General features: G+C 35.4%; 13 protein-coding genes. All 13 read left to right on the top strand.

Annotated features, from left to right (window positions below):
- The first annotated feature begins 1 nt into the window (after position 1).
- The 13 genes from EFD62_RS10840 to EFD62_RS10900 all read left to right on the top strand — a co-directional run bounded on the left by EFD62_RS10840 (position 2) and on the right by EFD62_RS10900 (position 14508).
- Complete coding sequence (locus EFD62_RS10840) at positions 2-346, top strand: histidine triad nucleotide-binding protein (protein WP_069193167.1); 345 nt, start codon at positions 2-4, stop codon at positions 344-346.
- Between the two features lie 175 nt (positions 347-521).
- Positions 522-2765 (top strand): S-layer homology domain-containing protein, encoded by a 2244-nt coding sequence (locus EFD62_RS10845; protein WP_128706098.1) that lies wholly within the window; start codon positions 522-524, stop codon positions 2763-2765.
- Positions 2766-2949: 184 nt separating this feature from the next.
- Positions 2950-3741 carry a tyrosine-protein phosphatase gene (locus EFD62_RS10850; protein WP_128706099.1) on the top strand — a complete coding sequence of 264 codons (792 nt, stop codon included), beginning with the start codon at positions 2950-2952 and terminating at the stop codon, positions 3739-3741.
- Between the two features lie 109 nt (positions 3742-3850).
- On the top strand, positions 3851-4402 hold the full coding sequence (gene rfbC / locus EFD62_RS10855; protein WP_069193169.1) for a dTDP-4-dehydrorhamnose 3,5-epimerase: 552 nt from the start codon (positions 3851-3853) through the stop codon (positions 4400-4402).
- A gap of 32 nt (positions 4403-4434) precedes the next feature.
- The gene (locus EFD62_RS10860) at positions 4435-4983 is read left to right on the top strand and encodes a hypothetical protein (protein WP_069193170.1); all 549 of its coding nucleotides are present in this window, start codon (positions 4435-4437) and stop codon (positions 4981-4983) included.
- Positions 4984-5144: 161 nt separating this feature from the next.
- Positions 5145-6323 carry an SGNH/GDSL hydrolase family protein gene (locus tag EFD62_RS10865; protein WP_128706138.1) on the top strand — a complete coding sequence of 393 codons (1179 nt, stop codon included), beginning with the start codon at positions 5145-5147 and terminating at the stop codon, positions 6321-6323.
- Positions 6324-6463: 140 nt separating this feature from the next.
- Entirely contained in the window at positions 6464-7855 is a 1392-nt protein-coding gene (locus tag EFD62_RS10870; protein ID WP_069193172.1) for a polysaccharide biosynthesis tyrosine autokinase, read from the top strand.
- A gap of 215 nt (positions 7856-8070) precedes the next feature.
- Positions 8071-8607 carry an antiterminator LoaP gene (gene loaP, locus EFD62_RS10875; RefSeq protein ID WP_128706100.1) on the top strand — a complete coding sequence of 179 codons (537 nt, stop codon included), beginning with the start codon at positions 8071-8073 and terminating at the stop codon, positions 8605-8607.
- Between the two features lie 238 nt (positions 8608-8845).
- Entirely contained in the window at positions 8846-9994 is a 1149-nt protein-coding gene (locus EFD62_RS10880) for a glycosyltransferase family 4 protein (RefSeq protein ID WP_128706101.1), read from the top strand.
- 167 nt (positions 9995-10161) lie between these two features.
- Positions 10162-11334 (top strand): radical SAM protein, encoded by a 1173-nt coding sequence (locus EFD62_RS10885; RefSeq protein WP_128706102.1) that lies wholly within the window; start codon positions 10162-10164, stop codon positions 11332-11334.
- A gap of 20 nt (positions 11335-11354) precedes the next feature.
- Positions 11355-12380: a glycosyltransferase family 2 protein gene (locus EFD62_RS10890; RefSeq protein ID WP_128706103.1), complete on the top strand. Its 1026-nt coding sequence runs from the start codon at positions 11355-11357 to the stop codon at positions 12378-12380.
- A gap of 3 nt (positions 12381-12383) precedes the next feature.
- Positions 12384-13373 (top strand): glycosyltransferase, encoded by a 990-nt coding sequence (locus tag EFD62_RS10895; protein ID WP_128706104.1) that lies wholly within the window; start codon positions 12384-12386, stop codon positions 13371-13373.
- Positions 13374-13395: 22 nt separating this feature from the next.
- Positions 13396-14508, top strand: a complete 1113-nt coding sequence (locus tag EFD62_RS10900) for a polysaccharide pyruvyl transferase family protein (protein WP_128706105.1) — start codon at positions 13396-13398, stop codon at positions 14506-14508.
- Positions 14509-14543 lie beyond the last annotated feature (35 nt).

The following is a 14543-nucleotide window of genomic DNA, read 5'->3' on the forward strand; positions in this document are numbered from 1 at the left end:
CTTGGATAATTGTATTTTTTGCAAGATAATTAACAAAGAATTACCCTCAACAGTTTATTATGAAGATGACAGGGTAATCGCCATAAAAGATATAAATCCCGCTGCGCCGGTGCATGTGCTCATTATTCCGAAGGAGCATATTGCTAATGTTAAAGAAATCAATGAATCAAATGCTCAAATACTGATAGACATTCACAAAGCTGCAAACAAAGTGGCACAGGAATTGGGGATTTCGGAGAAGGGTTATAGGATAATAACCAACTGTGGGGAAGCAGCAGGGCAAACAGTTTTTCATCTTCACTATCATCTCTTGGGTGGTGTTGATATGGGTCCTAAAATTCTTTAATACACCAGTTTCTTATTGCAATAATATGCCATCTGTGATAGTATAATCACAAATGAATTTTTTTGGTTCTTAGGTATGTTTATTTTGAATATGTTGTATCTTAAGTGTTGGGTCTTATGCTCAGATCCAGCATTGAAATAATTAAAACTAAGGAGTATTTATAGGGGGGGCAAAAATGAAAAAGTTCCATAACAAACAACTTCAAAACATCATCTGTAGTATTATTGCTATTGTTATGATTTTTGGTGTTATTGCAACGGTGGCATATGCAGAAGTGGTAGCGCCGGATGCATTTCAAAAGGTAGTATTACAGGTGATTAGTCTTACAGAAGAGCAGAGAACAGATTTCGTCGATGATGTTCTTGACAAAATCAGTACTTCAAACTATAAAGATTATGTCGATGATGCAAAAGCTATTCTTGGTCTGTCAATGTCTGATTCGGATATGGAAAAAGCACTTGCAAGTTATGCAAATTATCCGAATACATACAAAAGCGATTTGAAAAACTTGATAAAAGTGTTCGGATTGCGTACAAAGCCATACAATACAGCATCCTTCAAAGACATTGAAAAAAGAATTAATTACGGAATAACAGGAAATTCCGATGACAGCAGAGGTTTTAAACTTTTTGTTGAAATTTTCAAAGCCATCAGGACATTTAATATGTCACCTGTATTCTACGATGGTTCTGATGATGTTTATAAAATTGACATTAAAGTTGAAGGAAACAATACTTTGAAGAATGAGATCGATGCTCTTATTTCTTCAATAGAGTCCTTGAAAAGCAGAGGTATTGAAGACTTTAACGGTTTCACTGATTATATTGAAAATGAAATTAACACTAACTCCTATGCTCAGATATACGCATTAAAGGCGTTCTTAAAAGATGAGCTGGGAACTAGTGCATATGAAGGTACTTTGCCGGAGCCTTCTGAAATTGATCCTTTGCAAAAAGTAATTCTGTCTGTTCTTGGTCTTCCACAACAGAGCAGGAAGTCCTTTGTAGAGAATGTGCTTGTTAAGCTTACACCAAGCAATTATACCGAATATGTATATACAGCAAAGAGAATTCTTGGAGCTACAATTTCCGATGCTGAGATGAAGGCTGCACTCAAAGTATATGCCGGTTATGCAGCAGACTATCGTGCACAGATTGAAGGCATGATTTTAGGATTTGACTTGTCGGCAGTTAAAATTGATACTACAGGATACGCAGATCTGGCAGCCGAAATAAACCTTGAAGTTACTGGAGATGCTAGTGACGTTACAGGAACGAAATTTGTTGTAGGAATGTTGAACTACCTGTCAACATTTACAGGTCCAATGGTGTTTGATGGAGCTGCAGATTCTTATAAGGTTGACTTCAATGTTCCGAATAACAACACAATGAAACGTCATCTTGATGGATTGATAAAGCTGATTAAGTCATTAGAAGACAGGGGAGTGACAGATTTTGAATCCTTCCTTGCCGTAGCTGAAGATATAGTTAATGACAATGACAATATTCAAATTTATAACTTTAAGAAACAGTTGCATGATTTGTATGGAAACAGTGTATATAGCGGTACACTTCCGTATCCGTCAGCAGCACCAACACCAGTACCAACACCAACACCTACTTCTACATCCGGTGGCGGATCCGGTGGTTCCGGTGGGTCTGGCGGTTCTGGAGGAGGTTCAGCTAGTACACCAACACCACCACCCACACCTACACCTACTTCTGAAGTTGTAGAGCCTTCACCTAGTGAAGTTCCGGCAGCGCCATTTAATGATATAGCAGGCCACTGGGCAGAGCAGTTCATTGCGAAGTTGGCAGCTAGAAATATCGTAAGCGGTTATCCGGATGGAAGTGTAAAGCCTGACGCAGAGATAACAAGGGCAGAAATGGCTGTAATTACTGTTAAGGCTGCAGGGCTTGAGCCTGTTGAAAATGTGTCGTTGAAGTTTGATGACGCAGATCAGATACCTGCATGGGCAGCTGGATATGTACAGGCAGGAGTTGAGGCAGGTATTATTGCAGGGTATGAAGACAATACATTTAGACCGTCAAGAAACATTACCAGAGAAGAAATGGTAGTATTAGCAATAAAGGCTTATGGATATGAAGTATCTGAAAATCCTGAACTCAGCTTTGTAGACGCAAGTGAGATTGGAGACTGGTCAAAGGCATTTGTTGCAAAGGCAGTTGAATTAGGGTTTGTTGTGGGTTATCCAGATAACACATTCAAGCCTAAGAAAAATGTAACTAGAGCTGAAGCATTTACAGTTCTTGTAAAAGGAATTGAGGCAAAGGAAGCAGCTGCAGCAGAAGAAGTTGTAGCAGAAGAAGCTGCAGAGACTGGAGAAGCTGCTGATACTGCAGAAGCAACAGAGGAAACATCTGCTGAGAGTGGTTCGGAAGAAGCTTCACAGGATTAATTATTGTAATTAATTATAATTAAAATATTTAAATTGAAAAGTTAAAAAGGTAGAGCATGATTGCTCTACCTTTTTACTACATTAAAAATTAGAAATTGTCTTGTGGAAGTTTTAAGTAGATGTTATAATAATTTTGTAATTGAACAGGAGTGTTACCAGCATAATAGAAAAGGACTGAAGTGAGATGGTTGTAGACATTCATTGTCATATTCTGTATGGGATAGATGATGGACCGAAGACATTAGAAGAATCGATATCATTATGCAGAATGCTTCAAATAAGGGGTATTGACAAAGTTATTGCCACACCGCATTTTATCGGAGATTATGATTCGAAGCCGACTCCTGAGAGTATAAACGAGAAAATATCTGCTCTTAAGCGAGAAATGGACAAGGAGAGTATCAAGCTAGAAATATATCCAGGTATGGAGGTCTTTGCATCTAATGATACCGTTGATAGAATACAGAATGGTGAGATTTTAACATTAAATAATTCCAGATATGTGCTTATCGAATTTTCCTTTGAGAATATTCCTAAATATATGTCGGAGCTTTTATTCTCTATGCAGCTTAAGGGATATGTTCCAATAATTGCACATCCTGAGCGCTATAACATCCGATACAGGAAGAGCGGTATTATTAAGCAGGCTGTAGAAAACGGATCGTTGCTTCAGGTCAATTCGGGAAGTATTATGGGAGCACATGGTTCTGAAGTACGAGAAGAAGTAATAAGACTTCTACGAAGTGGAATGGTTCATCTTATAGCTACTGATGCTCATGGTGGCAGAAGACCGGTTTATGGTTTATCGGAAGTTGAAAAGGAGCTTGTTGAAATCTGTGGAGTAGAAAATGCAAAAAAACTTCTATATATAAACCCTCAAAGAGTTTTTGAAGATGGAGATGTAGAGGAAACAAGTACTGTAAAAGAAAGGTTTTCATTGTTAAACTTGTTCCGAAAAATAAAGCATTATGACTAATTGCATTATAGAGCAGCAATGCCCTGTGTGTAAATTGACAAAATGTTTAAATTTTAGTAATATAAAAGTATGAGCTGCTTTACATAAATACATGTCAGGAGATTAATATATGAATAATTTCACAGTAATTAAGACTCCAATTGAAGGACTTGTAGTTATTGAACCGAAAGTATTCACAGACACCAGGGGATTTTTTATGGAAAGCTACAACAAAGAGTCATTTTGCGAACTGGGGCTTAGTATGGAATTTGTTCAAGACAACCATATAAAGTCCAGGATAGGGGTTTTGAGGGGTATACATTTTCAGAGGAAGTTTTCTCAAGGGAAGCTTGTGAGAGTAATTAAAGGCAGCGTTTATGATGTGGCTGTTGATTTAAGAAAAGATAGCCAAACCTTTGGGCAATGGTATGGAATAGAGCTCTCCGAGAAAAACAATAAAATGCTTTATATACCTGAAAACTTTGGACATGCATTTCTTACATTGGAGGACGACACAGAGCTTTACTTCAAAACTACTAATGTTTATCATCCGGAGTTTGAATCGGGAATAATATATTATGATGAAGATTTAGGCATTGCTTGGCCTGAAATTGAAGGGGAATATGTTTTATCTGAAAAGGATAAAAACCTGCCGACATTTAGGAATGTAGAGTTGGATTGACATTCCAATAGCTTTAAAGGAGTAGAAGTAAGATGAAGAAAGTAATTATTGTCGTACTGGTAGTTTTGCTGACAATTGGTGGGGGACTTATTGTCCCAATAATGATCAATAGAGATGTCAGCAGAGCAAACGGGCGCCCGGACAATACGACATATACACCTGCCGGCACAGAAGAACCTCTATCAACCCCAAAAGGCGATACAACACCGGAGGTGGCTCTTGGAAGCAGTCCAACACCGACCGATTATATATTGCCTGAGGATTTAGAAGACACTGGTACCGAGTATCAAGAGAACACACAGCCTTCCGGTTCTGCAGGTTTGGTAAAAGGTTCACAAGCATGGATAGATAAAAAGATCGAGGAGCACAGGGATGAAATATTAGATGATGATCTTGCTGATTTTAGAAGGATTTTTCCGAAAATCGATATTGGATATGTACAGAGTTTGGGAAGCGGTGGATATACCGATGAAGACATGGAGCAATTAAAGGCTTACCTCTATAGAACTATTGGAGGAGCAGATTACGAAAGAGCGAAAATATTATTTTATAGATATTCATATATACTAGAAGAAGATTAAGAGTTTTCAGTATAAAAGCATCTACGGAAAGTAGGTGCTTAATTTATTTATACTTGTATATAAAAAAGGATATAAAACAGAAGTAAATTATTGGTTGAAAATCCGCGGATATTGTAGTAATATAATTAATGGCAAAAATATTACTAGAAAGTGGTGACATTATGTGGAAAAATGCTATTTATTTATTTAGTTCTATCTTAGTTGTGACTGCAGTTATACTTGTGTCCGGGAGATATCTCGACGGGAGGAGTGAAATAGACCAAGTAGAACTAAATAATCAATTTGAAGTTGAAGCAGTACAGGAAACGGAGCTTGAAAAAGCTCAATCCAGGAATGTATATACAAAGCTCATGAATAATAAGGAAATCAAAGTGTTAATTATCGGGAACGGCATTGCCCAAGGTGGTTTGGAAGCAGATGAGGAAAAAAAGTGGTATAACCGATTGGGGAAAAAAATAAAAGAAGAGTATGGAGCCAATTCCACCTTTAAAATTATTACAACACCTGGAGGGACTGCATTTGGAGGATGGATAGACTATATTGCAGACAGCGAACCTAAAGAATATGATCTCGTTTTTCTGTGCTTTGGATCAAGTGATGAAAAAGAGTTGAATTTCAATCAAACAGTTTTTGGAACAATTATGGAAGGCTTAATCAGAAATATAAAAAGAGCAAAATCCAATACAGAAATAATAACAATCATAGAGAACAGCATAAAGAGTGAAGCGTACATAGATACATTAAAGAAAATATCCGATTATTACGAAATAACATATGTTGATACTATTAAAGCCTTTATAGACTCACGAATGGCAATTGATGTTCTGACAGAAGATGGTGCAAACCCAAGTGAGCAAGGTTACGAAATATATACCGATGCAGTATTCGACTTGATTAAGTCAAATATTGATAATAAAAGAGAGCCCGGTTTTGAAGAAGAAAAGCCTTTGCTGTTTGAAGAAAGTAATGCATTTACTAATGGAAAAATTACTACAGAATTTCTAACAATTCGCGGTTTTTATAACAGTGTGTTGGCCTGTGATAAGATTTTTATGAAAAGTAATCGCAGTAACGACTCTATCACATATGAGGTAAATAATAGCCGTGTGTTGGGGGTAACATTGCTGGGAGGCCCTGATTGCGGAACTGTTGATATTTATTTAAATGACAAGTTGATTCAGACCTATGATTGTTATGCGCCTAATGAAGCTTTAAGACATGTACTGATAAGTGATAATATAGGATTGGGGCTGCATAAATTAAGAATTGAGGTAGCCAACGTAAAGAATGCTAAATCAGCAGATTCAAATGTTTATATCCATGGGATAATAACTAATTAAGTTGCAATATATGAAAAATTTGTAAGGATACTATATTGACAATAAAATGCGTACTATGTAAAATGGTAATGTTAGGGGTATATTGCTTATCATATCTATAATAATTAAGCTAAGGATGTACGAAAAGGGGTCATAAGAATATGGAAAAGGATGATATCTTAGAAATTGATATACGCGAGATGGTATATCTTCTTCTCAAGAAGTGGTATCTTATTGTATTATGTTTTGTTCTTGCAGCAGGCTCAGCCTTTGTTGTTACTCAGTTCTATATAAAGCCAATCTATAAAGCTGAAACTACGCTGTTTCTTGGTAAAGAGAAGGACCAGGTTTCTTTGAGCTTTGCAGATATACAGGTGAATAATCAGCTTGTTGTGGACTACAGAGAAATACTTCAATCTAGACGCGTGGCAGAGATTATTAATCAAAAGTTTGGCGTTGGTATAAGCGAATTTCAGAATAATGTAAATGTTAAAACAGTAAAAGATTCGAGACTTTTTAGTATAAGCTATGAGGACACTGACCCAAAACGTGCGGCAGATGTGGTAAATGAGCTGGCATCAGTTATTCAAAAGATGGCAGATGAGATTATACAAGTAAAGAATATTAAGGTTATAGATACAGCAAAAATACCGGAGAACCCCATAAAGCCCAATAAGAAAATGAATGTGGGCGCAGCGGGATTGTTTGGTTTGGTGCTGGGAGTTGGATTGATATTCCTTCTTGAATTAATTGACCATACATTTAAAAAGCCGGAAGAGGTTGAAAGAACGCTCGGGATTAATGTTATCGGTACAATACCGGAATTTGAAGGCGGCAAAAGAGGAAAGAAAAAAGCTAAGGATGAGAAGGAGCTTCAAGAACAATATCTTAAGAATCTTATTGTACATAATAATCCGAAGGCTACTTCTGCGGAGGCATTCAGAGAGCTTCGTACAAATTTGTATTATTCAAGTGTAGACAGGGAAATCAAAACTATAGTAGTAACAAGTCCAACTCTTGGAGATGGAAAAACGGTTACTGCTGTAAATCTCGCAGTTACTCTTGCGCGTTCCGGTAAGAAGGTTCTTGTTATAGATGCTGACTTAAGAAAGCCGAAGGTACACCATTATTTTGGTGTGAAGAACAAAGAAGGCTTAACTAATATCCTTACTGATTCAAAGGAAGACATAAAAGTTAAACCAACAGAAAAAAGCGATATTTCAAACCTGTATATTATTACAAGCGGTCCGATTCCGCCGAATCCTGCGGAAATGCTTAACTCGAACAGAATGAAAAAATTATTGGAAAAAATGAAGGAGGAATATGATATCATTATCATTGATACTCCTCCAGTCGGACAGGTTACCGATGCGGCAATTGTTGCCGGAATTACAGATGGGGTCATGCTTGTATTGGCAAGCGGCCAAACAAGAATTGAAATGGCAAAAAGGGCTACTAAATCACTTGAAAGTGTAAAGGCAAGATTTGTAGGTGCAGTTCTTACGAAATTGGATACTGAAAGAACAGGTTATTACAGCTACAAGTATGAGTGATTTATAGAGATATACTGTTTGTATAAACCATGTTATTGTATTGGATTCTTAATATATAGGGGTGTTTTTTGAGGCACTTATTGGTGGGTAATCGTTGGGGGGGCACGTTATCTGTCAATGGGGAATATACAGTGAGAGTTATTGTAGCTTATTTTACTTATAAGTGAATGGGCGAAGCTATGTATATTGAAATATAGCACTGAGAGGATAGACTTATGTATTGGTATGTACTTTTTGTAAAGTCCGGTAAGGAGAGAAAAGTAGAGCAATGTTTAAGGAAAGAATTAGATACCGATATATCTATACCATTTATTCCATTACAAGAAATATTGTTCAGAAGATCGGGAACTGTAAGAAAAGAAATAAGGCCTTTGTTTCCCGGATATGTGTTTATTGAGTCTATCTTACCTGGACAAGATTTTTTAGAAGAAACTAATTATTTGATTAATAAGTCTGGAGATATTATAAGTCTATTAAAATACTCAGATACAGAAGTTGCTATGAAAGAATCGGAAAAGCTGAGGTTACTTAGCTTGTGCAATAACGACCATTGTATTGAGGTATCTTATGGAATTATTGAAGGAGATAAAATACATATATTTGATGGACCGTTAAAAGGCATGGAAAGTATTGTTAGAAAGGTGAATAGACATAAGAGAGAGGCACTAATCGAGATAGAGATAATGGGAGATGTCAGATTGGTGACCGTAGCTTTGGAAGTTGTTAAGAAGGTTCCGGATTGTAATGATTAGATAGCATTTACATCAAAGTTACAACCGCATTGGAATGCAAATAATAAATTATTAACAGTTGTTGATATTGGCGATGATAAAATTTTCTATATGAGGAAAGATGAGATTAAGCCTGTTGACGGATGAGAAAAGGTATCCACTGACAGGCTTGATGTCGTTAAATAACTAAGTTAAGAGCGCTATCGCACAAATTGTGATTTAATATATAAATTATCAATTATACTTAAAGGATTGAGTTATGAAAGAAAAAATAAAAAAGGAAAAATTAAAAATTGCAATGATTGGGCATAAGGCGGTTCCTTCTCGACGAGGAGGGATCGAGCTTGTTTTGACAACCATGTGTCCCATAATGGTAGAGAAGGGACATGATGTTACTTGCTATAATCGTTCAGGTGGGGAAGCTGAAAACGAATATGCCGGAACAGTTAAAAATAATATGTATAAAGGTGTGAAACTTAAGAAGGTTTTCACAGTTAATAAAAAGGGATTGGCGGCGATGACATCCTCATTCTCTGCGGCTATTTGTGCTTCCTTTAAAAAATATGATGTTGTTCATTTTCATGCCGAAGGTCCATGTGCGGCTTTGTGGATCCCTAAACTCTTTGGGAAAAAATGCGTTTGTACTATCCATGGAATCGATTGGAAACGAGAAAAGTGGAAAGGTGGCTTTGGTTCAAAATATATAAAATTTGGTGAAAAGGTTGCCGCAAAATTCGCAGATGAAGTCATTGTACTAAGCAAAAGCGTACAACAGTATTTCATGGATACTTACAGGAGAGAAACCGTACTTATTCCTAATGGAGTAAGTCGCCCACAAATACGGGAAGCTCAGTTAATTACAGAGAAGTTTGGGCTCCATAAAGATGAGTATATATGTGCATTGTCTAGGTTAACAGAAGAAAAAGGAATTCATTATCTAATTGAAGCATATCAGCAAGTAAAAACTGATAAGAAGTTAGTTATTGCTGGGGATACCAGTGATACAGATGACTATGTTAAGAAGTTAAAACACATGGCAGCAGGAAATCCTAATATAATTTTTACTGGCTTTGTATCGGGTAATTTATTTGAAGAGTTATTTAGCAATGCTTATGTATATGTACTTCCTTCAAACTTAGAGGGAATGCCATTAAGTCTGCTGGAAGCAATGTCTTTTGGAAATGCTGTTATAGGTTCTAGCATTCCGGAAATCACTGATGTTGTCGAAAATAAGGCAATTATCTTTAAGAAGGCAGATGTGGCTAACTTGAGAGATAAACTACAAGAAGTATGTGATGATAAGAATATGGTATTAAAGTATAAAACAGGAGTTGCAGACTTTATTTGTAGTAAATATAATTGGAATGCTGTAGTTGATCGAACTCTAGAATTATACTATGGAAAATAATCTAATAAGAGTACCTAGCTGAAATTAAATTTCGCCAGGAGGTATTTTTATATGTTTACACATAGTCAATATACTAGAAGTAAAATTGAGAAAAGTCTCATAGGTAATGCAAATTATTCGTTTGATTAATAAGTAAAATATCAAGTTGTAAGTTAAGGAGAATAATTATGTCGGAAAAAAAGTTAAATGGAACTGTTATTGTTACATATCGTTGTAATGCACGTTGTTCAATGTGCAATCGTTACAAGGCCCCATCTAAACCAGAGGAGGAAATTTCTCTAGATACAATTAAAAAGCTGCCTAAAATGTACTTTACTAATATTACAGGTGGAGAGCCGTTTATCCGCACGGATCTGAAGGACATTGTACGAGAGCTGTATAAGAAAAGTGAACGTATAGTTATTTCTACAAATGGTTTCTTTACCGACCGTATTATAGATCTTTGTAAAGAATTCCCTCAGGTGGGTATTCGTATTTCCATCGAAGGATTGGAACAGACAAACAATGAAATCCGTGGTTTGCAAGATGGCTTTAATCGCGGTTATACAACGTTGAAAAAGCTCCGTGAAATGGGAATGAAAGATGTTGGATTTGGTATGACTGTTCAGGATAAAAATGCTCCGGATTTGGTTCCTCTATATGAACTGTCAAATGAGATGGGCATGGAATTTGCAACAGCTACTTTACATAATAGTTTCTACTTTGTGGAAAATAAGAACATTATTCATGATCGCCCTATGGTTGCAAAAAACTTTGAAGATTTGGTCAATGAGCTGCTTGCTTCTAAGAGCCCAAAAAAATGGTTTCGTGCTTACTTCAACCATGGATTAATCAACTATATTTATGGACAAAAGCGTCTTCTCCCTTGTGATATGGCATTTGACACTTTTTTCATTGATCCCTATGGAGATGTTATGCCTTGTAATGGAACAAAGGATAAAGAAGTTATGGGTAATTTAAATACACAGAGTTGGGATGAACTTTGGAACAGTCCGCAGGCGGAAGCTGTCAGAAATAAGGTTCGTAAATGTGATCGTCAGTGTTGGATGATTGGATCTGTGTCTCCTGCTATGCATAAATATATCTGGGTCCCGATGTGGTGGGTAATTAGGCACAAGGCAAAGTTTTGGACAAAAAAGAAATATAGCATGTATGAGAATAAAATTGTTAGGGACTATAGAGATGGAAAAGTAACGAAAGAGCAGCTTGATAAATGCTCAACTTGTGACTTAAATTGTGTCGTTAATGACGGTTTGAGTGAAGCATCTAGGGAACAGCTCAAAAATAAGACAGGTGAAGAGATCGTAGATGCAGATATTGCAGAACAGTTGAAAAAGTAATTAGTGAAAGGATGTAAAAAGTGGCTACAGTTTTTTCTGTTATTGTCCCTATATATAAGGTTGAGAAATATTTGCATAAGTGTGTAGATAGTATATTAAATCAAACGTTTAAAGATTTTGAATTAATACTTGTGGATGATGGTTCCACAGATAATTGCCCTAAGATTTGTGATGAATATGCACAAAAAGATAATCGAGTGAAGGTTATTCATAAGAAAAATGGTGGACTTGTAAGCGCAAGAAATGCTGGTGTTTTAGCTGCCACAGGAGAGTATATTTGTTATGTGGACGGTGATGACTGGGTTTCGGAGAAGCTTCTACAAACAGTATGGCAAAAAGCAATTGAGCCATATCACCCTGACATGGTTGTATTTAATGCTGTCAGACAATTTGAGGATTATCAAACAAAATTGTCTAATTCATCTGAAATCGAAGAGGGTTATTATGATAAAAATAAATTAAATGAATATATATATCCTTATATGATGTATGATAACCGTAAGCCGTTTTGTACAGGATTAATTTTCCCAGTTGCCTGGAATAAAGTTTTTAAAAGAGAGCTATTGAAGGAACATTATTGTAAAGAAGAACGCATAAAAATGGGCGAAGATAATGCTTTTATATTTGAATGCTTATTTGTTGCGAATTCGGTAGTGTTCTGTAATGATATGTTGTATTATTATAATCAATTAAATAGTGGATCCATGACAAGTAATTATGATGCAGAACGCTTTGAAAACAATCAACTTCTTACAAACTATATCGAAAAAAATCTAGGTGGAAAAAGCCCAATTGTAGATGAGCAAATTAATGCTTTTAAGGCATACTGGCTGATTATGGCGGTTTTTCATGAAGTGAAATGTGGAAGAAAAATATTAGAATCCACGATTCATATAAGGAAAAAGATTAAACAGACAAGAGTATTAGACGGAATAAAGTTAAAGGGACTACCAAAATCGGCAAAATTATATCTCATATTGTTAAAGATGCGTATGCATTTTTTAGCACTTGTAGGAGCAAAAGTAATAGCCAAAAAGCGAGGATAATCTATGGGAACAGCTAAAACCCTATTAAGCATTGTTATACCAATGTACAATGTTGAAAAGTTTCTGCCGAGTTGTTTAGATTCGCTGATTGCTGCTATTGATAAAGACGTTGAAGTAATCTTGGTAGATGATGGGTCATCCGATTCGTCTTTAAGTATCGCAAAGGAATATGCAAAAGAAGCAAGTAATTTTATTGTTTTGTCTAAGGAAAATGGAGGTGTGAGCAGCGCCAGGAATCTAGCACTGCAACATATACACGGTACATATACTTGCTTTGTAGATAGCGATGATAAGGTAGATTCAATTGCTTTGAAAAAATGTATTGAAATGTTAAAAAGCAGCGAGCAAACAGACTTGTTTGTTTTTCCTTATTTCGAGGGAAATGATAAAGATGGTTATCTATTAAAATCATATGAAATAAAAGAAGGAAAGCATAGCGATTTAGATGAATTGAATATGTTAACTGTTAGGCAGAAGTTAAATGAGCCATGGAAAAAAATATTCTTGTCTCATATTATCTTAGAGCATGATTTGCGTTTTCCTGAGGATATGTTTATGGGAGAGGATATTTGCTTTTTCTTAGACTATCTAGACCATATTTGTAGTTTTACATACTTTGATTTGCCTTTTTATTATTATCGAAAAAATGATGAAAGTGCTTGTTCTAGGGTGAACACTAATTTTTTTGCACAGCAATTAAAGGTATATAGCAAAATAGGTACATATATTAAATCTAGCAAACTTGATGATACCTATAAAAAAGAAAACGAAATACTATTATTACATATTATAACAAGGGATATTCAAAATTTGAAAAATGTGAGTGTAACAAAGCGTGAAATAAAGAGAGGTTTGGTTGAAAGTAAAGTATATAAAACAATTTTAGATATTTCCTATTCAGGAAAGGCAGATTCGATAAGAAAATTCTTATTAATGCAAGATTTTTACGGGGTATTGTCATTTATTTTGAACATATTTAAAGGAGAAAAATAATTAAACATAGAGAGGATAAGGGATGAAAAAAATTGCGATTCTAACTTTTCATCGTGCAATAAATTATGGCGCATGTTTGCAAGCATATGCATTAAAACACACTATTGAGGAATACGGAATAAAATGTGACATTTTAGATTACCGTTGTACAGAAATAGAGAGTTTTTATAATAAAATATATCGTCATGGAAATAGTGTTAAAACGACACTTAAAAATTTGCTCACATGGCATGTTCAGCGCAAGCGCAATCATATTTTTACGCAATTTACTGATAGATATTTGTTAGATGGTTCAAAAAGGAGCTATACTAGAGAGAATATTGGTGAAGCAAATAAGGAATATGACCTGTTTATAGTCGGCAGTGATCAAGTTTGGGCACCTTTGTGTACAGGCAAAGACGAAACATATTTTTTGGATTTTGTAACAGAAAAAGAGAAGAAGTATTCTTATGCAGCTTGTTTAGGAGTAGTAGATTACAACTTTTTGGGAAGTCAGCATATTAAAAACTTATTGGAGGATTTTTCAAAGATATCTGTAAGAGAAGAATCTTCAATTCAGATATTACAGAATACTTTAAATGAGGATAAAGCAAAAGACATCGTTCAAAGTGTAGATCCAACATTTTTGCTATCAAAAGAAGAATGGTTAAAAGTAGCACAGCCTGTAGGTATAAATAATTATATTTTCGTGTATTCGTTATCAATGCCGGAGGAAGTTGTTGATTATGCTCAACAGTTGCAAAAAGCCACAGGATTGCAGCTAGTATTTTGTACTCTAGATAATTTGTTTACTGTTAAAAACAGAAAAAATGTTGTTACTGTATCTCCAACTGAATTTTTGGGATACATTTTAAATGCCAATTTTGTTGTTACGAATTCGTTTCATGGCACAGCTTTTTCGATAATATTTAATAAGGAATTTGTGACAATAAAGAATAGTAATCCGAATCACGACAATTCTAGATTGATTGATATTTTAAATATTTGCAAATTACAAGACAGGTTACTAAGTAACGGTGAAAAGCAAAAAACGTTAAGTAAGATTGATTATGATTATGTAAACAGAACAATTCAAAATCTTAGGAAGGGATCTATAGATTACTTGAATAGTATTGTAAGCCAATGCAAATCGTAATGCTTTATTTGGGCAATATGCCATTAATAAATATG

The organism is Acetivibrio mesophilus (assembly GCF_004102745.1).
GTDB lineage: Bacteria > Bacillota > Clostridia > Acetivibrionales > Acetivibrionaceae > Hungateiclostridium > Hungateiclostridium mesophilum.

What these genes read in the sequence shown, in the direction of transcription:
- EFD62_RS10845 (WP_128706098.1), top strand. Translation starts at nt 522, where the DNA reads ATGAAAAAGTTCCATAACAAACAACTTCAAAACATCATCTGTAGTATT.
- EFD62_RS10850 (WP_128706099.1), top strand. Translation starts at nt 2,950, where the DNA reads ATGGTTGTAGACATTCATTGTCATATTCTGTATGGGATAGATGATGGA.
- rfbC (WP_069193169.1), top strand. Translation starts at nt 3,851, where the DNA reads ATGAATAATTTCACAGTAATTAAGACTCCAATTGAAGGACTTGTAGTT.
- EFD62_RS10860 (WP_069193170.1), top strand. Translation starts at nt 4,435, where the DNA reads ATGAAGAAAGTAATTATTGTCGTACTGGTAGTTTTGCTGACAATTGGT.
- EFD62_RS10865 (WP_128706138.1), top strand. Translation starts at nt 5,145, where the DNA reads ATGTGGAAAAATGCTATTTATTTATTTAGTTCTATCTTAGTTGTGACT.
- EFD62_RS10870 (WP_069193172.1), top strand. Translation starts at nt 6,464, where the DNA reads ATGGAAAAGGATGATATCTTAGAAATTGATATACGCGAGATGGTATAT.
- loaP (WP_128706100.1), top strand. Translation starts at nt 8,071, where the DNA reads ATGTATTGGTATGTACTTTTTGTAAAGTCCGGTAAGGAGAGAAAAGTA.
- EFD62_RS10880 (WP_128706101.1), top strand. Translation starts at nt 8,846, where the DNA reads ATGAAAGAAAAAATAAAAAAGGAAAAATTAAAAATTGCAATGATTGGG.
- EFD62_RS10885 (WP_128706102.1), top strand. Translation starts at nt 10,162, where the DNA reads ATGTCGGAAAAAAAGTTAAATGGAACTGTTATTGTTACATATCGTTGT.
- EFD62_RS10895 (WP_128706104.1), top strand. Translation starts at nt 12,384, where the DNA reads ATGGGAACAGCTAAAACCCTATTAAGCATTGTTATACCAATGTACAAT.
- EFD62_RS10900 (WP_128706105.1), top strand. Translation starts at nt 13,396, where the DNA reads ATGAAAAAAATTGCGATTCTAACTTTTCATCGTGCAATAAATTATGGC.